Source organism: Streptomyces cinnamoneus (genome assembly GCF_014650495.1).
GTDB classification, from domain to species: Bacteria; Actinomycetota; Actinomycetes; order Streptomycetales; family Streptomycetaceae; genus Streptomyces; species Streptomyces cinnamoneus.
Genome location: NZ_BMVB01000030.1, coordinates 16,753 through 35,468 on the forward strand (window position 1 = coordinate 16,753; position 18,716 = coordinate 35,468).

The 18,716-nt window shown below is 71.7% G+C and carries 18 protein-coding genes; 11 read left to right on the forward strand and 7 right to left on the reverse strand.

Annotated features, from left to right (window positions below; genetic code table 11):
- The first annotated feature begins 100 nt into the window (after positions 1-100).
- From IE182_RS28135 to IE182_RS28150, 5 genes are all read left to right on the forward strand, one after another.
- Entirely contained in the window at positions 101-1,699 is a 1,599-nt protein-coding gene (locus IE182_RS28135) for an acyl-CoA carboxylase subunit beta (protein WP_190112783.1), read from the forward strand.
- Between the two features lie 104 nt (positions 1,700-1,803).
- Entirely contained in the window at positions 1,804-2,010 is a 207-nt protein-coding gene (locus tag IE182_RS28140; RefSeq protein ID WP_190112784.1) for an acyl-CoA carboxylase epsilon subunit, read from the forward strand.
- Positions 2,011-2,102: 92 nt separating this feature from the next.
- Complete coding sequence (gene mmpB, locus IE182_RS32560) at positions 2,103-2,231, forward strand: morphogenic membrane protein MmpB (RefSeq protein WP_263868884.1); 129 nt, start codon at positions 2,103-2,105, stop codon at positions 2,229-2,231.
- A 131-nt stretch (positions 2,232-2,362) separates the two neighbouring features.
- Positions 2,363-3,814 carry a peptidoglycan D,D-transpeptidase FtsI family protein gene (locus tag IE182_RS28145; RefSeq protein ID WP_190112785.1) on the forward strand — a complete coding sequence of 484 codons (1,452 nt, stop codon included), beginning with the start codon at positions 2,363-2,365 and terminating at the stop codon, positions 3,812-3,814.
- Between the two features lie 29 nt (positions 3,815-3,843).
- Positions 3,844-4,455: a nucleoside triphosphate pyrophosphatase gene (locus IE182_RS28150; RefSeq protein ID WP_190112786.1), complete on the forward strand. Its 612-nt coding sequence runs from the start codon at positions 3,844-3,846 to the stop codon at positions 4,453-4,455.
- Positions 4,456-4,468: 13 nt separating this feature from the next.
- Here IE182_RS28150 and IE182_RS28155 read toward each other — a convergent pair whose 3' ends face one another.
- Entirely contained in the window at positions 4,469-5,050 is a 582-nt protein-coding gene (locus tag IE182_RS28155; protein WP_190112787.1) for a hypothetical protein, read from the reverse strand.
- 164 nt (positions 5,051-5,214) lie between these two features.
- On the opposite strand from IE182_RS28155, the gene IE182_RS28160 reads away from it, so the two are divergent.
- The 3 genes from IE182_RS28160 (at position 5,215) to IE182_RS28170 (ending at position 8,772) form a co-directional block, all read left to right on the forward strand.
- Positions 5,215-5,973: an IclR family transcriptional regulator gene (locus IE182_RS28160; protein ID WP_190112788.1), complete on the forward strand. Its 759-nt coding sequence runs from the start codon at positions 5,215-5,217 to the stop codon at positions 5,971-5,973.
- Positions 5,974-6,268: 295 nt separating this feature from the next.
- Positions 6,269-8,023, forward strand: a complete 1,755-nt coding sequence (locus tag IE182_RS28165; protein WP_190112789.1) for an acetyl/propionyl/methylcrotonyl-CoA carboxylase subunit alpha — start codon at positions 6,269-6,271, stop codon at positions 8,021-8,023.
- Between the two features lie 188 nt (positions 8,024-8,211).
- A complete protein-coding gene (locus IE182_RS28170) occupies positions 8,212-8,772 on the forward strand; it encodes a TetR/AcrR family transcriptional regulator (protein ID WP_190112790.1) in 561 nt (186 codons plus the stop codon).
- 11 nt (positions 8,773-8,783) lie between these two features.
- Here the strand turns inward: IE182_RS28170 and IE182_RS28175 are convergent, their stop codons facing one another.
- Both IE182_RS28175 and IE182_RS28180 read right to left on the reverse strand, forming a co-directional pair.
- Positions 8,784-9,824, reverse strand: coding sequence for a DeoR/GlpR family DNA-binding transcription regulator (locus IE182_RS28175; protein WP_190112791.1), 1,041 nt, complete (start codon positions 9,822-9,824; stop codon positions 8,784-8,786).
- A 92-nt stretch (positions 9,825-9,916) separates the two neighbouring features.
- On the reverse strand, positions 9,917-11,365 hold the full coding sequence (locus IE182_RS28180; RefSeq protein ID WP_190112792.1) for an NAD(P)H-quinone dehydrogenase: 1,449 nt from the start codon (positions 11,363-11,365) through the stop codon (positions 9,917-9,919).
- 164 nt (positions 11,366-11,529) lie between these two features.
- Here IE182_RS28180 and IE182_RS28185 point away from each other — a divergent pair, with 164 nt between their 5' ends.
- The 3 genes from IE182_RS28185 (at position 11,530) to IE182_RS28195 (ending at position 14,916) form a co-directional block, all read left to right on the forward strand.
- On the forward strand, positions 11,530-11,967 hold the full coding sequence (locus IE182_RS28185) for a gamma-glutamylcyclotransferase family protein (RefSeq protein ID WP_071965776.1): 438 nt from the start codon (positions 11,530-11,532) through the stop codon (positions 11,965-11,967).
- A 101-nt stretch (positions 11,968-12,068) separates the two neighbouring features.
- Positions 12,069-12,890: a purine-nucleoside phosphorylase gene (locus IE182_RS28190; protein ID WP_190112793.1), complete on the forward strand. Its 822-nt coding sequence runs from the start codon at positions 12,069-12,071 to the stop codon at positions 12,888-12,890.
- A 307-nt stretch (positions 12,891-13,197) separates the two neighbouring features.
- Positions 13,198-14,916 (forward strand): phospho-sugar mutase, encoded by a 1,719-nt coding sequence (locus IE182_RS28195; protein ID WP_190112794.1) that lies wholly within the window; start codon positions 13,198-13,200, stop codon positions 14,914-14,916.
- 263 nt (positions 14,917-15,179) lie between these two features.
- On the opposite strand, the gene IE182_RS28200 is transcribed toward IE182_RS28195, so the two are convergent.
- From IE182_RS28200 to IE182_RS28215, 4 genes are all read right to left on the reverse strand, one after another.
- The gene (locus IE182_RS28200; RefSeq protein ID WP_190112795.1) at positions 15,180-15,767 is read right to left on the reverse strand and encodes a PH domain-containing protein; all 588 of its coding nucleotides are present in this window, start codon (positions 15,765-15,767) and stop codon (positions 15,180-15,182) included.
- A gap of 18 nt (positions 15,768-15,785) precedes the next feature.
- Positions 15,786-16,421, reverse strand: a complete 636-nt coding sequence (locus IE182_RS28205) for a class F sortase (RefSeq protein WP_190112796.1) — start codon at positions 16,419-16,421, stop codon at positions 15,786-15,788.
- Between the two features lie 212 nt (positions 16,422-16,633).
- Positions 16,634-17,830 (reverse strand): hypothetical protein, encoded by a 1,197-nt coding sequence (locus IE182_RS28210; RefSeq protein WP_190112797.1) that lies wholly within the window; start codon positions 17,828-17,830, stop codon positions 16,634-16,636.
- A gap of 190 nt (positions 17,831-18,020) precedes the next feature.
- The gene (locus tag IE182_RS28215) at positions 18,021-18,626 is read right to left on the reverse strand and encodes a hypothetical protein (protein ID WP_229845182.1); all 606 of its coding nucleotides are present in this window, start codon (positions 18,624-18,626) and stop codon (positions 18,021-18,023) included.
- Between the last annotated feature and the right edge of the window lie 90 nt (positions 18,627-18,716).

Genomic DNA, 18,716 nt, shown 5'->3' on the forward strand with positions numbered 1-18,716 from the left:
ACGCACTGCCGCAGCGCAGCCACGCGGATACGCTACGGACCGGTAGCACCCGGTCAGCCCGAACTCACCCACACCTCTGGACGAGCAGGAGCCGTATCCCGTGTCCGAGCCGCACACCTCTGGATTCGACATCCACACCACCGCCGGCAAGCTCGCGGATCTGCAGCGCCGGATCGAGGAGGCGACGCACGCGGGCTCCGCGCGTGCGGTGGAGAAGCAGCACGCCAAAGGGAAGCTGACGGCGCGCGAGCGGATCGATCTGCTGCTGGACGAGGGCTCGTTCGTCGAGCTCGACGAGTTCGCCCGGCACCGCTCGACCAACTTCGGCATCGAGGCCAACCGCCCCTACGGGGACGGCGTCGTCACCGGCTACGGCACGGTCGACGGCCGGACGGTCTGCGTGTACTCGCAGGACTTCACCATCTTCGGCGGTTCGCTCGGCGAGGTGTACGGCGAGAAGATCGTCAAGGTGATGGACTTCGCCCTCAAGACGGGCTGCCCGGTCATCGGCATCAACGACGGCGGCGGGGCGCGGATCCAGGAGGGCGTGGTCGCGCTCGGACTGTTCGCCGAGATCTTCCGTCGAAACGTCCACGGGTCGGGCGTGATCCCCCAGATCTCCCTGATCGTCGGGCCGTGCGCGGGCGGTGCGGTCTACTCCCCGGCGATCACGGACTTCACGGTGATGGTCGATCAGACCTCGCACATGTTCATCACCGGCCCCGACGTCATCAAGACGGTCACGGGCGAGGACGTCGGCTTCGAGGAGCTGGGCGGCGCCCGGACGCACAACACCACCTCGGGCGTGGCGCACCACATGGCGGGCGACGAGAAGGACGCCATCGACTTCGTCAAGGCGCTGCTGTCGTACCTGCCGTCGAACAACCTCTCCGAGCCGCCGGCCTTCCCCGAGGAGGCGGACCTGGAGGTCTCGGACGCCGACCGCGAGCTGGACGTGCTGATCCCGGACTCGGCGAACCAGCCCTACGACATGCACACGGTGATCGAGCACGTCCTGGACGACGGCGAGTTCCTGGAGACCCAGGCGCTCTTCGCACCGAACATCATCACGGGCTTCGGCCGGGTCGAGGGCCACCCGGTGGGCATCGTCGCCAACCAGCCGATGCAGTTCGCCGGCTGCCTGGACATCAACGCCAGCGAGAAGGCCGCGCGCTTCGTGCGCACCTGCGACGCCTTCAACGTCCCGGTGCTGACGTTCGTGGACGTCCCCGGCTTCCTGCCGGGCACCGACCAGGAGTACAACGGCATCATCCGGCGCGGCGCCAAGCTGATCTACGCCTACGCCGAGGCGACGGTCCCGCTGATCACGGTCATCACGCGCAAGGCGTTCGGCGGCGCGTACGACGTGATGGGCTCCAAGCACCTGGGCGCGGACCTCAACCTGGCCTGGCCGACCGCTCAGATCGCGGTCATGGGCGCGCAGGGTGCGGTCAACATCCTGCACCGCCGTTCCCTCGCGGCCGCGGAGACGCCCGAGGCGCAGGAGGAACTGCGGGCGCAGCTGATCGCGGACTACGAGGACGCGCTGCTCAACCCGTACGCCGCGGCCGAGCGCGGCTACGTCGATGCGGTGATCATGCCGTCGGAGACGCGCCGGCACATCGTGCGCGGGCTGCGGACGCTGCGGGACAAGCGTGAGGTTCTGCCGCCCAAGAAGCACGGGAACATTCCCCTGTAGGGACGCACCTCTCAGGCCCGATCAGGTCAGGCCCTATCCGGTCGGGCCCGATCAGGTCGTGCCCGACCGGGCAACAGCACCAGGCAACAGAAAGGGAAGCCGTCGTGATCAAGGTCGTACGGGGCAACCCGACCCCCGAGGAGCTGGCCGCCGCCCTGGCGGTGGTCCAGGCCCGCGCGGCGGCGGGGGCGGCCGCCGCGCCGTCCGAGCCCGACCGGCCGGAGTGGTCCAGCCCCGAGCGGCTGGTCGCGGCCCGGCGCGTCCCGGCCCCGGGGCCGCGCTCGTGGCGCACCACCTACTGGCCCTCCTGAGCCCCGGAAGCACCCGTCGTTCCCGTTTTGCGCGTGGCGCCTGAGTACGCGTACTCAGGCGCCACGCGCGTTCCGGCCGGACCATGGGGGCCATGCTCTGGTCCGACCCGTCCGATGAACCGCCCGAGGAACTGCGCGAGGCGCAAGCCATGCTCCGGCGGGCCGGGATCGTGCTGGCGGTGGGAATGGTGCTGCTGTTCCTGCTGCTGGGGACGGGCTGAGCGGGGCGGCCGGGACGGCCGGGGTCACAGGCGCCTCATAGGTTTGCCCCTTCTGCAACCGCATTCGCCCTATTCGCGTCATGCCCAGTGATATGCCGTGAACGGGGAGAACCGCGGGAGTCCGTCTCATCATGAACAAACCCGTACGACGAATAGCGATATTCACCGGGGCGCTGATCCTCTCCCTGCTGATGCAGGCCACGTGGGTGCAGTTCGTCCGCGGCGACGAGCTGGCCGGCCACGAGAAGAACCGCCGGGTGGCCATCGCCGGCTTCTCGCAGCCGCGCGGCAACATCATCGTCGGCGGCCGGCCCGTCACCGGCTCCACGGCGACGGACGGCGACCTGAAGTACAAGCGGACCTTCACCGACGGCGCGATGTACGCCCCCGTCACGGGCTTCTCCTCGCAGAGCTTCGGCAGCTCCTACCTCGAAGGCGTCAACGACAAGCTGCTCGGCGGCGCCGACGACCGGCTCCTCCTGCAGCACCCGACGGACATGCTGACCGGCAAGAAGCCCCGGGGCGGCGACGTGGTGACGACCATCGACCCGAAGGCCCAGAAGGCCGCCTACGAGGGCCTGGGCGACCGGAAGGGCGCCGTCGTCGCCCTCGACCCGCGCACCGGCCGGATCCTCGCGGCCGCCTCCACGCCCTCGTACGACCCGTCCGTCTTCGCGGGGAACACCAAGAAGGACCAGGCCGCCTGGGAGGCGCTGCAGAAGGACCCGGACAAGCCGATGAACAACCGGGCACTGCGGGAGACCTACCCGCCCGGCTCCACGTTCAAGATCGTGACGGCGGCCGCGGCCCTGGAGAACGGCCTCTACACGGACGTCGACGCGAGCACCGACTCCCCCGACCCGTGGATCATGCCCGGCACGGTGACCCGGCTGCCCAACCAGAACCCCAACGCCCCCTGCAAGAACGCCTCGCTCAACGTCGCCATGCAGAACTCCTGCAACACCGTCTACGGCAAGGTCGGCTCCGACCTCGGCAAGGACAAGCTGCGCGGGACGGCCGAGAAGTTCGGGTTCAACCAGGAGTACTTCGTGCCGGTGCGGGCCAGCAAGAGCACGTTCCCCAAGGACATCAACAAGTCCCAGACCGCGATGGCCGGCATCGGCCAGGGCAGCCTCACCGCCACCCCCCTGCAGGTCGCCATGATGACCGCCGCCATCGCCAACGACGGCAAGCTGATGAAGCCCTACATGGTCGAGGAGCTGCGCGGCCCGGACCTGTCGACGATCGAGAAGCACGAGCCGGAGCAGATGTCCCAGGCGGTCTCGCCCGAGCTCGCGCGGAAGATCCAGCGGATGATGGAGGACACCGCCACCAAGGGCACCGGCAAGGCCGCGCTCATCGACGGCGTCACCGTCGGCGGCAAGACCGGCACCGCCGAGCGCGGCAAGGACCAGAAGAACCTGGCCTGGTTCATCTCCTACGCCAAGACCTCCGACGGCTCCCCCGTCGCCGTCGCCGTGATGGTCGACCCGGACGACAGCGTGCCGGACGACGAGATCTCCGGCGGCCGGCTCGCCGGGCCGATCGCCAAGAAGGTCATGCGGGCCGTGCTCGACAAGTGACGCCCCGTGCCGCCCGTAGGCTGGCCCGTATGACCGACAGCACCGCGCGCCGCCGCCTCGTCCTCGCCTCCCAGTCCCCCGCCCGCCTCGGCCTGCTGCGCCAGGCCGGGCTGGCTCCCGAGGTGATCGTCAGCGGAGTCGACGAGGACGCGCTCGACGCCCCGACCCCCGCCGAGCTGGCCCTGGTCCTCGCCGAGGCGAAGGCCGCCGCCGTCGCCGGCCAGGACGCGGCGGCCGGGGCGCTGGTCGTCGGCTGCGACTCGGTGCTGGAGCTGGACGGCCTGGCGCTCGGCAAGCCGGCCGACGCCGAGGAGGCGACGGCCCGCTGGAAGTCGATGCGCGGCCGCTCCGGTGTCCTGCGCACCGGGCACTGCGTCGTCGACACCGCCACCGGCCGCCGGGCCTCGGCGACCGCCTCCACCACCGTCCGCTTCGGCGAGCCGTCGGACGCCGAGATCGCCGCCTACGTGGCCTCCGGCGAGCCGCTGCACGTCGCGGGCGCCTTCACCCTCGACGGCCGCTCCGCACCGTTCGTCCAGGGCATCGACGGCGACCCCGGCAATGTGATCGGCCTGTCGCTGCCGCTGCTGCGCGAGCTGCTCGCCGAGCTGGGGGTCGGCATCACCGACCTGTGGGCGTGACGTCGGGCGGAGCCTAGAGCGGCAGCGCGGCGGGGACCTGCTTCAGCTGGTTCAGCTGGTCGAGCTTGCGCAGCCCGTTGACGATGCCGGGGTGCAGGCTCTGGTCCTGCGGCGGCGCGATGTCCGGGGCGATCGGCGCGTCCGGCATGCCCTTCGGCGGCTGCGGACCGGACTGGCCCTGAACGGCGTGCGCGGCCTTGGCGGGGGCGCTCTTGGCGTGCGCGCCCTTCGCGTGCGCAGCCTTGGCAGCCTTGGCGGGAGCGCTCTTCGCGTGCGCAGCCTTGGCCGGCGCCCCCTTGGCGGGAGCGACCTTCGCCGGCCCGGTCTTCGAAGGCCCGGGCTTCGCGGGCCCGGTCTTCGCGGGCGCCGTCCTGCCCGGGGTCGCCTTCGCCGGGGCCGTCTTCCCCGGGCCCGGCTTGGCGGCCTTCGCGGGGGCGTCCTTCGGCGGGGCGGTGACCTTGACGGGGCCCGCGCTCGACGAGGGCGGCGGCGCGACCGGCGTCGGCGCGACGGGCGAGGCGGAGGCGGTGGCGGCCGAGGACAGGGACAGTGCGGCCCCGGCCAGGGCCGCAGCGGCAGCAATGCGCTTGATCATGACTTCATCAACGATGTCAGGGTATTTCGGTCACCCCCGCCTCCCCCGGTCGAGCGGTTTTCGCCACCTGCCCGGAACCCGTACATTTCCCATAACTTCCCTTTAAATACTGCCCCTTCACCTACCGCTGCACACTGCTCGAACAACCGCGAGAGAGGTCCGTCATGCCGCAGTCCGTCGACCGCGCCCTGGACGTCCTGGACGCCGTCGCCGCGTCCGACGGGCCGGTCCCCGCCAAGGCGCTCGCCCGGCAGCTGGGCTGCGGCCTGTCCACCGTCTACGAGCTGCTGGGCACCCTCGCCGCCCGCGGCCACGTGGTCCGTACGCCCGCCGGCTACGTCCTGGGCTACCGGGTGCCGGCCCTGCACGACGCCTTCCGGCGGCAGATGCGGATGAGCGGCGAGGTGCAGGAGCTGCTGCAGCAGACACGCCGGGCCGTGGGCGTGGACACCTACTTCAGCACCTACCGCGATGGCGGCATCGCCGTGCTCGCCGCGGCGACCACCACCCACCCGGCCACCGGCGGCTTCACGCTCGGCCGGGACGACGACGGGCACGCCACCGCCCACGGCAAGGTCCTCCTCTCGGCCCTGCCGCGGGCCGCCCGGCTGCGCTATCTGGCGGCATCCGGGATGCGGGCGATCACCCCGCGCACCATCACCTCCCCGCAGCGACTGGACGCCCAGTTGCGCCGGGTGCGCCGCGAGGGGGTGGCCGTGGAAGTGGAGGAGTGCGCGCCCGGCGTGGCGTGCGTGGCCGTGCCCGTACCGACGGCCGGAGCGCTCACGGCCGTCTCCGCCGCGCTGCCGCTGGAGGACTTCCACCGCCACGGCCGGGACGTGGCCGAAACGCTGCGCCGGGTGGCGGCGGAGGCGGCCGCGTTCCAGAACGCGGTGGACATCAGCAGCGCTACTGGCGGGTAAGCCCATGGATACGGGGCCCTACGGTCCGGGACTGCACGCAAACTTTCCGTCACCCGTTCGTAGGGACTCCACAAAGAAACGGCTTCACAAGGGCCCGGCACCACCCGAGAGCTTGACCACACCTTCGCGCGATCGGCACGCCGGGAAACCCGGCGTACCGTGGATGATCTGGGGACTTCCGCCCGCACACGGCTCCCTTCTCACGCTCCGTGTGGGCAAGGTCACCCCGGAAGTCGGGTCGGCACAGAGTGTCGCCAGTACCTAAACTCGCCTTGTTTCAAGGAGGGAGCCAATCGTGCGCAAGGTGCTCATCGCCAACCGTGGCGAAATTGCTGTCCGCGTCGCTCGTGCGTGCCAGGACGCCGGGATCGGAAGTGTGGCGGTGTACGCCGATCCGGACCGCGACGCGTTGCATGTCCGCGCGGCCGACGAGGCCTATGCGCTGGGCGGTGACACCCCCGCGACCAGCTACCTCGACGTGGCCAAGGTGCTTGCCGCCGCAGCCGAGTCCGGCGCGGACGCCATCCACCCGGGTTACGGATTCCTCTCGGAGAACGCCGACTTCGCCCAGGCCGTCATCGACGCCGGCCTGACGTGGATCGGACCGCCCCCGCAGGCCATTCGCGACCTGGGCGACAAGGTGGCGGCCCGTCACATCGCCCAGCGTGCGGGCGCTCCGCTCGTCGCCGGCACCTCCGACCCCGTCAGCGGGGCCGAGGAGGTCGTCGCGTTCGCCGAGGAGCACGGCCTGCCGATCGCCATCAAGGCCGCCTTCGGCGGCGGCGGCCGCGGCCTGAAGGTCGCCCGCACCCTCGAAGAGGTCCCCGAGCTCTACGACTCGGCCGTCCGTGAGGCCGTCGCCGCCTTCGGCCGCGGCGAGTGCTTCGTCGAGCGCTACCTGGACCGCCCGCGCCACGTCGAGACCCAGTGCCTCGCCGATAAGCACGGCAACGTGGTCGTGGTCTCCACCCGCGACTGCTCGCTGCAGCGCCGTCACCAGAAGCTCGTCGAGGAGGCCCCCGCGCCGTTCCTGAGCGACGAGCAGAACGCCGAGCTGTACCGCGCCTCCAAGGCCATCCTCAAGGAGGCCGGCTACGAAGGCGCCGGCACCTGCGAGTTCCTGGTCGGCCAGGACGGCACGATCTCCTTCCTGGAGGTCAACACCCGTCTGCAGGTCGAGCACCCGGTCACCGAGGAGGTCACCGGCATCGACCTCGTGCGCGAGATGTTCCGCATCGCCGACGGCGAGGAGCTGGGCTACGACGACCCGCCGCTGCGCGGCCACTCGTTCGAGTTCCGCATCAACGGCGAGGACCCGGGCCGCAACTTCCTGCCGGCCCCCGGCACCGTCACCCGCTTCGACCCGCCGGCCGGCCCCGGCGTCCGCCTGGACGCGGGCGTGGAGTCCGGCTCGGTCATCGGCCCCGCCTGGGACTCCCTGCTGGCGAAGCTGATCATCACCGGCGCCACCCGCGAGCAGGCCCTGCAGCGCGCGGCCCGGGCCCTGGCGGAGTTCCAGGTCGAGGGCATGGCCACGGCCATCCCCTTCCACCGGACGGTCGTCGCCGACCCCGCCTTCACCTCGGACCCCTTCCGGGTCCACACCCGGTGGATCGAGACCGAGTTCGAGAACACCATCGCGCCCTTCGCGGGTGCGGCGGTCGACGAGGACGAGGAAGCGCCCGGGCGCGAGACCGTGATCGTCGAGGTGGGCGGCAAGCGCCTGGAGGTCTCCCTGCCCTCCTCGCTCGGCATGACCATCGCCCGCACCGCCGCGGCCGGCGGCGCCAAGCCCAAGCGCCGGGCGGCCAAGAAGTCCGGCTCCGCGGCCTCCGGCGACGCCCTGGCCTCCCCGATGCAGGGCACCATCGTCAAGGTGGCCGTCGAGGAGGGCCAGCAGGTCAACGAGGGCGACCTCATCGTGGTCCTGGAGGCCATGAAGATGGAGCAGCCGCTGAACGCCCACCGCTCCGGCACGGTCAAGGGCATCACGGCCGAGGTCGGCGCGTCCGTCTCCTCCGGCGCCGTGATCTGCGAGATCAAGGACTGACCCGGTTCAGCTCCGCCCACGGGCCCCGGCCGCACAGGCCGGGGCCCGTGGCATTCGTGGGCCGGGGCGCGCACGGGCCTGGCATCCTTGACCGACGGGGACTGTGGGACCTGAGGCCGGCTTTGCGGCCACCGATCGGGAGGACTGACGGAATGGCGACCGACGCGGCGCAGACGTCACCACGGCCTATGCGCGCGGACGCCCGGCGCAACTACGAGCGGCTGCTCGTGGAGGCCCGCACGGCGTTCACCGAGCACGGCACGGACGCCTCCCTGGAGGACATCGCCAAGCGGGCCGGGGTCGGCATCGGCACGCTCTACCGGCACTTCCCCAACCGCACCGCGCTGATGAGCGCGGTCTTCCAGGGCGAGGTCGACGGCCTGCTCGCCCGCTCCCGCGAGCTGCTGGCCTCCCCCGAGCCCTGCCGGGCGCTGGTCGCCTGGCTGCGGGCCATCGTGGCGCACGCCAGCACCTACCGCGGCCTGTCCCGGGCCCTGATGGCCGCGCAGACCGACGAGGGCTCCGCGATGTCCCGGTGCAGCCTGCCGATGCGCGAGGCGGGCAGCATGCTGCTGGCCCGCGCGCAGCGGGCCGGCGCCATCCGCGACGACGTGGACATCGTGGACCTGATGCAGCTCACCAATGCCATTTCGCTGGCGGTCGAACAGTCCCCGGACGACCCGGAGTTGGCCGACCGCCTGCTCACCCTGACGCTGACGGGGATAAAGGCCCGGACCGTCCCGGCCTAGGTCCGTCCCGCCTAGCGGCGACGCGGGGCCAGGTCCGTCACCCGGGCCGTGGCCTGGTCGCCGAGGGAGACCGCGCTGCGCAGCTGCGCCCCCGGCGGCCCGCCCGGTACCGGGCCGCCGCCCTGTCCGTGGCCCAGGGGCAGGTTTCTGCGCTGCCCCGGCAGCGGCGGCACGTCCCGGCGGCGGGCCGCCGGGGAGACCGCGTCGCCGTGCGCCGCCGCGGCCCCCGGGCCGGAGCCGGCACCGGGCCCGGCGACCGAGATGTGCACGCCCTGGTCGGCCAGCGCCTGGAGCTCGGTGGCGGCCCGGTCGTCGTGAGCGGGCGGTTCGTCGGTCACGAGTCTGGTGATGACGTCCGTGGGCACGGTCTGGAACATCGTGTCCGTGCCCAGCTTGGTGTGGTCCGCGAGGACCACCACCTCCGCCGCGGCCTGCACCAGCGCCCGGTCCACGCTCGCGGAGAGCATGTTGGACGTGGACAGCCCGCGCTCGGCGGTCAGCCCGCTCCCGGACAGGAAGGCCCGGGAGACCCGCAGCCCCTGCAGGGACTGCTCGGCGCCGCTGCCGACCAGGGCGTAGTTCGACCCTCTCAGGGTGCCGCCGGTCATGACGACCTCGACGCGGTTGGCATGGGCCAGCGCCTGGGCGACGAGCAGGGAATTGGTGACCACCGTCAGTCCCGGTACGCGGGCGAGCCGGCGGGCCAGCTCCTGCGTGGTGGTACCGGCGCCGACGACGACGGCCTCGCCCTCTTCGACGAAGCTCGCCGCCAGATCGGCGATGGCCGTCTTCTCGGCGGTCGCTAGATGGGATTTCTGCGGGAAGCCGGACTCCCTGGTGAAACCGCCCGGCAACACCGCACCGCCGTGCCGGCGGTCGAGCAGTCCTTCGGCCTCCAGCGCCCGCACGTCCCGCCGTACGGTCACTTCTGAGGTCTGGACGACGCGGGCGAGCTCCCGGAGCGAAACCGCTCCGTTGGCCCGCACCATTTCGAGGATCAATTGGCGACGTTCTGCAGCGAACACGAAACCGACAGTAACGCCAACGTCCATCTGTTTTCAGCAGGTTGCAGCAATTAACGGAAGTTGTCCGTGCCGCAACCCATGGAGTGGTATAGGGAACCGGAAGGCCCGGTCCCCTCCCGCTACGCCTCCCGCTGCGTCTTCCTCGTGTGCAACTGGCGTGCCACCTCGGCAATCGAACCGGACAGCGAGGGGTACACCGTGAACGCGTTCGCGATCTGCTCCACGGTCAGATTGTTGTCGACCGCGATCGAGATCGGATGAATCAGCTCGCTGGCCCGGGGCGAGACGACCACACCACCGACCACGATGCCCGTGCCGGGACGGCAGAACATCTTCACGAAACCATCCCGAATACCTTGCATCTTCGCTCGCGGATTGCGCAGCAACGGAAGCTTCACGACACGCGCGTCAATCAGACCGCTGTCGACATCGGCCTGCGTATACCCGACCGTAGCAATCTCGGGATCCGTAAATACGTTCGCGGATACAGCCTTGAGATTGAGCGGGGCGACCGTGTCGCCGAGGAAGTGGTACATCGCGATCCGGCCCTGCATCGCCGCGACCGACGCCAGCGCCAGCACGCCCGTGCAGTCACCGGCGGCGTAGACGCCCGGCGCGCTGGTGCGCGAGACCCGGTCCGTCCAGATGTGCCCGGACTCCTTGAGCCGGACCCCGGCCTCCTCCAGGCCGATCCCCTCGGTGTTCGGGATCGAGCCCACCGCCATGAGGCAGTGCGTGCCGCTGATGACGCGCCCGTCGGCCAGCGTCACCTCGACCCGGTCCCCCACCCGCTTCGCGGACTGGGCCCGCGAACGCGCCATCACGTTCATGCCGCGCCGCCGGAAGACGTCCTCCAGCACCGCCGCGGCGTCGGGGTCCTCGCCCGGCAGCACCCGGTCCCGCGACGACACCAGCGTCACCTTGGAGCCGAGCGCCTGGTAGGCGCCGGCGAACTCCGCACCGGTCACACCGGAACCGACCACGATGAGCTCCGCGGGGAGCTCGTCCAGGTCGTAGACCTGCGTCCAGTTCAGGATCCGCTCGCCGTCCGGCAGCGCGTCGGGGACCTCCCGGGGGTGCGCACCCGTCGCGATCAGGACGGCGTCCGCGGGCAGCGTCTCCTCGGCGCCGTCGGCGGACGTCACCACCACCCGGCGCGAGCCGTCCGCCGCCTGGTGCGGCTCCAGCCGTCCCCGGCCGCGCAGCACGCGCCCGCCGGCCCGGGTCACGGAAGCGGTGATGTCGTGCGACTGCGCCAGCGCGAGCCGCTTCACACGCCGGTTGACCTTGCCCAGGTCCACGCCGACCACGCCGGCCGCCTGCTCCAGCGGCGGCGTGTCGTCGGCGACGATGATCCCCAGCTCCTCGTACGAGGAGTCGAAGGTCGTCATCACCTCGGCCGTCGCGATAAGAGTCTTCGAGGGTACGCAGTCGGTCAGTACCGACGCCCCGCCCAGACCGTCGCAGTCGACGACGGTCACCTCCGCGCCGAGCTGAGCGGCGACGAGCGCCGCCTCATAGCCGCCGGGTCCGCCACCGATGATCACGATCCGAGTCACGTACTCCATTGTCCCGCACCCATCAAAGTGACTCCTTCCGGGGCCTCCCTACGCGCTCGGCGCGCCGATCCGTGCGAACTCTGTACGAATTCCGACAGAAAGTTCCGCCCGAGCCTCCCTTCGAGATTGCCACCCCAAATGCCCTCCCGCCTCACTCACGTACCCTCGGAACCATGTCGCTCTACGCCGCGTACGCCGGCAACCTCGACGCGCGGCTGATGACCCGCCGCGCACCTCACTCACCACTGCGCGGCACCGGCTGGCTCAACGGCTGGCGGCTCACGTTCGGCGGGGAGCAGATGGGGTGGGAGGGCGCACTCGCCACCATCGTGGAAGCACCCCGCTCGCAGGTCTTCGTGGCCCTCTACGACATCGCTCCGATGGACGAGGACTCGATGGACCGTTGGGAGGGCGTCGGCCTGGACATCTACCGCCGCATGCGTGTCCGCGTGCACACTCTGGACGGTGAGGAGCCAGCCTGGGTCTATGTCCTCAACGGTTACGAAGGCGGTCTGCCCTCCGCCCGCTACCTCGGCGAGATCGCCGACGCCGCCGAATCCGCCGGCGCGCCCCACGACTACGTCATGGAGCTGCGCAAGCGTCCGTGCTGAAGGTGACGATTGCATCTCGTCGCAAAGCACAAAGCAACAATCGGAACACCGTAACCAGCGACATCTACGCGCGTAGGCCATCAGCGGTTACCCTCGTCCGCGTGAACGCTTCTGTTACCCCCGACATCCAGGCCGACCCGTACGCCGCGGCCGACGCCGCCGCCGCCCGCCTGCGCGAGCTCACGGGCGCCGAGACCCACGACGTCGCCCTGGTCATGGGCTCCGGCTGGGTCCCCGCCACCGAGGCGCTCGGCGCCCCCGAGGCCGAGTTCCCGGTCACCGAGCTGCCCGGCTTCACGCCGGCCGCCGTCGCGGGCCACGCGGGCACGATCCGCTCCTACAAGGTCAACGACAAGCGCGCGCTCGTCTTCCTCGGCCGTACGCACTACTACGAGGGCCGCGGCGTCGCCGCCGTCGTGCACGGTGTCCGCACCTCCGTCGCCGCCGGCTGCAAGACCGTCGTCCTGACCAACGGCTGCGGCGGCCTCCGCGACGGCATGCGCCCCGGCCAGCCCGTGCTGATCAGCGACCACATCAACATGACGGCGACCTCGCCGATCGTGGGCGCCAACTTCGTCGACCTCACCGACCTGTACTCGCCGCGCCTGCGCGCCCTGTGCCAGGAGGTCGACGAGACCCTCGAAGAGGGCGTCTACGTCCAGCTCCCCGGCCCGCACTACGAGACCCCGGCCGAGATCAAGATGGTCCGCACCCTCGGCGGCGACCTCGTCGGCATGTCCACCACCCTCGAAGCGATCGCGGCCCGCGAGGCCGGCGCCGAGGTCCTGGGCATCTCCCTCGTGACCAACCTCGCCGCGGGCATGACGGGCGAGCCGCTGAACCACGAAGAGGTCCTGGAGGCCGGCCGCGACGCCGCTGCCCGCATGGGCTCGCTCCTGGCCCAGGTCCTGCCGAAGCTCTGACCTTTCCTGCTCCGCGCCGGAGGCCCCGCGTCTCCGGCGCGGGGCTTTTTGCGCGCCCCAGGCGCGCAGCGCCCACCCGCCCGGAACTGCCCGGCAGCGGGCCGAGGCAGCCCCACCGGCCCGCGGACGCCGAACCGGCCGGAGGGGCCGGGGCGGGATGGGCCCTGGCAGGGGGCGTGAAGCGTGATTTGCGGCGGCATTGGGGGCACCCTCAACGCTGGGCCCGTCCGCCGTAAATCATGCAGCCCCCAGAAGGGCCCGTCCCGCCCCGGCCCCGCCCCCGAACGCACTGCACCGCACCGCACCCATGCGCACCCCCAAAGACCTCCGGAGGAAAACCGTGGAGCGAGACCTCATCGCACAGGCCCAGGCATGGCTCGCCGAGGACCCCGACCCCGAGACCCGCGACGAGCTCGCGCGGCTCATCGACGCCGGTGACCTCACCGAGCTGGGCAACCGATTCGCCGGCACCCTCCAGTTCGGCACCGCCGGCCTCCGCGGGGAACTCGGCGCCGGCCCCATGCGCATGAACCGCGCCGTCGTCATCCGCGCCGCCGCCGGCCTGGCCGCCTACCTGAACGAGCAGGGCCACACCGGTGGCACCGTCGTCATCGGCTACGACGCCCGCTACAAGTCCGCGGACTTCGCGCTGGACACGGCCGCGGTCATGGTGGGCGCCGGCCTGAAGGCCGCGCTGCTCCCCAGGCCCCTGCCCACCCCCGTCCTGGCCTTCGCGATCCGCCACCTCGGCGCCGTGGCCGGCATCGAGGTCACCGCCAGCCACAACCCGCCGCGCGACAACGGCTACAAGGTCTACCTCGGCGACGGCTCCCAGATCGTGCCACCCGCCGACGCGGGCATCGCCGCCGAGATCGCCGCCGTCGCGAGCCTCAACGACGTGCCGCGGCCCTCCGCCGGCTGGGAGACCCTCAGCGAGGACGCCGTGGTCGGCGCCTACCTGGAGCGCACCGACGCCGTCCTGACCGGCGGCTCCCCCCGCGACGTCCGCGTCGTCTACACCCCGATGCACGGCGTCGGCCGGGACGTCCTGACCGCCGCCTTCGCCCGCGCCGGGTTCCCGGCGCCGGCCGTGGTCGCGGAGCAGGCCGAGCCCGACCCGGACTTCCCGACGGTCGCCTTCCCGAACCCGGAGGAGCCGGGCGCGATGGACCTCGCCTTCGCGACGGCCCGCGCGGCCGCGGAGGCGGGCGACGCGCCCGACATCATCATCGCCAACGACCCCGACGCCGACCGCTGCGCCGTGGCCGTACCGGCCCCCGACACCGTCGAGGGCTGGCGCATGCTGCGCGGCGACGAGGTGGGCGCGCTGCTGGCCACGCACCTGGTGCACAAGAGCGCCCGGGGCACGTTCGCGACGACGATCGTCTCGTCCCAGCTGCTGTCGCGGATCGCGGCCGCGGCCGCCGGGGCGTCGTACGAGGAGACGCTGACGGGCTTCAAGTGGCTCGCCCGGGTGGACGGCCTGCGGTACGCGTACGAGGAGGCGCTGGGCTACTGCGTCGACCCGGAGGGCGTGCGGGACAAGGACGGCATCACGGCCGCGCTGCTCGCCGCGGAGCTGACGGCGGAGCTGAAGGCGTCCGGGCGGACGCTGAGCGACCTGCTGGACGACCTGGCGGTCGAGCACGGGCTGCACGCCACGGACCAGCTGTCGGTGCGGGTGGAGGACCTGTCGCTGATCGGTGCGGCGATGCGCCGTCTGCGGGAGCAGCCGCCGACCGTTCTGGCCGGACTGCACGTGGTGTCGGCGGAGGACCTGACGAAGGGCACGGAGTCGCTGCCGCCGACGGACGGCCTGCGGTACGCCCTGGCGGGCGACGAGGCGGGTGCGGTGTCGGGGGCACGGGTGATCGTGCGGCCCAGCGGCACGGAGCCGAAGCTGAAGTGCTACCTGGAGGTCGTGGTGCCGGTGGCGGCGTCCGCTGCGCTCGCGGATGCGCGGGGGCGTGCGGCCGAGGTGCTGGCGGCGATCAAGACGGACCTGGCGCGGGCTGCGGGCATCTGACGCCTGCGTCTCGCGTCCCGCGTCCCGCTTCCGTTCCCGTGCCGTTGTGGTGCGGGGGCGGGGCGGGGCGGCAGGGGACGGGCCCTTCTGGGGGCTGGATTATTTACGGCAACGGTCAGCCGTTCAGGTTGCCCGGAACGTCGCCGCAAATAACCCTTACGCCCCCTGCCAGGGCCCATCCCCTACCGCCCCACCCCGCCCCCTCCCGCCGTCGGGCGAGTGCGGCACCGAACGGCACCGGGTCATCGGGCGCATGCCGGGGGTCAGATCACCGCGGCCAGTACCGCCAGCAGCACCAAGCCGATGGCGGACGGCACCATCAGTTCGTACGCCCAGCGCACGCTGGGCTGGCCCTGGGCGCCCTCGTTCGACGCGCAGCGCTCGGCGAGCTCGCCTAGATCGGCGATGGCCTGGTCGGACGGGGCGCGCAGCGGCCCGTCCTGGGAGCCGGACCCCTGCCGGCGCGTCGCCCGCTTGCGCTGGCGCAGGGACACCGGGATGGCCCACAGCTGGTACTTCGCCCCGCCGGCGAGCACCTCGCTGGAGTAACCGGCCCGGACGGCCTCGACGCAGGCCCACGGCAGTGTGATCGTGCGGAACGGGTTCCGCACCAGCAGCCGCTCCTCCCCCGCCCACACCGCGGGCCGCAGCGTGAACGCGATGATCAGCGGCACCGCGAAGAGCAGGCCCGCCAGAGCGAGCCAGGGCGCGTCGCCCTCGCCGCTCACGATCGCGTCGCCTCCCAGCCACGCGGCCAGCGCCAGTAGGAGCACACCGCCGCCGATGCCGCCGGAGGAGCGGTAGCACCGCTCGGCGTATTCCTGGCCGGGGGCGTCAGGGGATCTCGTCATGGCGCCGATTCTGCACGACTACGCGCGGGGGGTGGCAGCCGTGGTCGAGGTGAGGTCGGCGTACAGGACGATGTTGTCCGGCCGGTGGCCGTCACGGAGGTCGCCGCCGCAGGTGATGAGGCGCAGCTCGGGGCGGTCGGTGTTGCCGTAGACCTTCTGGGTGGGGAAGTTCTTCTTGTCGACCTGCTGCAGCTCGCGGACGGTGAAGGTCGCGGTCGAGCCGTCGGCGCGGGTGACGGTGATGCGGTCGCCGGTCCTGACCTTGGCGATGTCCTTGAGGACGGCCGGCCCCTCGGCGGTGTCGTAGTGGCCGATGAGGACGGCGGGGCCGGTCTCGCCGGGGGTGACGCCCTTGTCGTACCAGCCGATGCGGTCGGCCTGCTCGACGGAGGGCACCTCGACGGTGCCGTCGTCGGCGAGCCCGAGGTCGAGGATGGGGCCGGCGTCGACGGAGGCCGCCGGGATGGTGACGCGGACGGGCTTGGAGGCGGCCAGCCCGGGGACGGCGGCGGGGCGGGGCGCGGTGGTGGCCGAGACGTGGGCGCCGGCCTTGGCCGTGTGCGAGCCGTTGCCGCAGGCGAGCAGCCCGCCGCCGAGGGCGACGGCGAGCAGCGCGGCCGCGGCGGCCCGGCGGGGACGGGAGGACAGGGACATGTGGGGCTCCTGGCAGGGGAAGCCGGCCGCCGGGCGGAGGGGGCGGGGTGGGGCGGCAGGGGATGGGCCCTGGCAGGGGGCGTAAGGGTTATTTGCGGCGACGTTCCGGGCAACCTGAACGGCTGACCGTTGCCGTAAATAATCCAGCCCCCAGAAGGGCCCGTCCCCTGCCGCCCCGCCCCGCCCCCGCACCACAACGGAACGGTGACCGGTCAGACGCCGGCGCGAACGGCGCGGCGGCGCAGCACGGCGAAGGCGACACCCGCGGCGCTGACCGAGGCGAGGGCGCCACCGGCCGCGAGGAGCGCGGTGTCGTTGCCCTCACGCACGCCCTCGGCACCGGCCGCCACGCCGCCCTGCGGGATGGCCTTGGTCTGGGTCATCTGGGCGGAGGCGTTGCCGGCGGTGGCCTGGGTGGCGGAGCCGCCCGCCTTGCTGCCGGAGGTGGTGGCCGAGTCCTTGGTGACGCTCTTGGCGAGGACCTCGCCGCGCAGGGCGGTGAGCGTGATGGACATGCCGTTGTACGCGAAGGTCACGTCCTGGCCGTTGGCCGTGACGGACTTGACGACCTGACCACCGGAGATGATGTCGACGCGGTGGGTCTCGGGACCCGACTCGAAGACCTTCGCCACGCTGCCGTCGGCAAGGGTCACCGTGCGGTGCAGCCACCAGGAGCCCGCGACCTTCTCGGTGCGGATCTCGCCGCGCAGGGCGGTGAGGGTGAGCTTCATGCCGTTGTAGTCGAAGGTCACGTCCCGGCCGTTGGCCGTGACGGACTTGACGACCTGACCGCCGGAGACGATGTCGACGCGGTGGGTCTCGGGACCCGACTCGAAGACCTTGGCGACGCTGCCGTCGTCGAGGGTCACGGTGCGGTGCAGCCACCACGAACCGTAGACCTTCTCGGTGCGGACCTCGCCGCGCAGGGCGGTGAGCGTGATGGACATGCCGTTGTACGCGAAGGTCACGTCCTGGCCGTTGGCCGTGACGGACTTGACGACCTGACCGCCGGAGACGATGTCGACGCGGTGGGTCTCGGGACCCGACTCGAAGACCTTGGCGACGCTGCCGTCGTCGAGGGTCACGGTGCGGTGCAGCCACCAGGAGCCGTAGACCTTGTCCTCGCCCTTGCCGGTCTCGGTCTTCTTGCCCGTCTCGGCCTTGGCTCCGGCGTCCTTCTTGGTGCCGGTGGCGGCCTCGGTCTTCTTCTCCTCCGCCTTGGCGGGCGTCTTGGTGCCGGCGGTCGGCTCGGTCGCCTTGGTGACGGGGGCGGCCGGGGCGGCGGGAGCCGCGGGCGCGGCCGGCTCCGCCGCGAAGGCGGCGGTCGGCGCCAGGACGGCGGAGGCGAGTGCGGCGGAGGCGACGGCGGCGCGGAAGGCGATACGGCGGCGCGGGGACATAGCTGACATGCTGGACTCCTGGCTGGTCTGGCCTGGGAAGAAGGGAATTCGCATGCCGCTTCCCTCAGTTCGGGGTTCCTCGTTGTGGTTGAGGCCGGAGAGGTCGGGCGGGGCTGCTGAGAAAAATCTTACGGATCACAAGTGATCGAACTTTCTGCTTTTTGTCACCAAACATCGACAGCAAGCGGAAGACGTATCGTCACTTGCGATCAAATCCGTATGAACCGGACGCCTCGGGGGTGACATTCCGGCGCCGCCGGGCGTACGCGACCGTGAGGATGGCGACCAACGGCCCCCACAACAGCAGCGGGAAGTAACAGGCGTTCATGACGAACGCGGCCGTCCCCTGTGGAGCCTCGGCGCCACCGGCGCCGGCGGGCGTGGTGAGCAGGAACATCGGCCATGCCAGCGCCGTGGCCGCGAGCGACCCCAGCGTCGCCGGGACGACCGCCACCCACACCGGAATACGCCTGTCGGCCAGGAACGGGACCCAGCCCGGCACCCGCTCGCCCCAGGGCCTGACCAGCCCGAGCGCCAGCAGTGCGAAACCTTCGCTGACCAGGGTCAACAAGGTGATGTAGGTGGAGGTCTCGGGGCCGGCTTTCCAGTCCTCGGCCAACTGGCCGGTGAAACCGACCGGGATGCCCACTGCCATGGCCATCCGCCACAGGCCCGACGGCAGGACGGCCAGCGGCACGGCACGCGCCATCCACTCCGCCCGGCGCGGCACCACCCGCGGAGCGGCGGCATCGGCAGTGTCGGCGGTGTCGGCGACATCTGCGGGCAAGGCATTCGGGGTGACCATGGCGACCTCCGGAACGGCACGGGTGCCGTCCCAGGCTCCTCTCCTGCCCCCTTGGCGCACGTCCCTCCAGAGGGCTGTCGCATTCGTCCC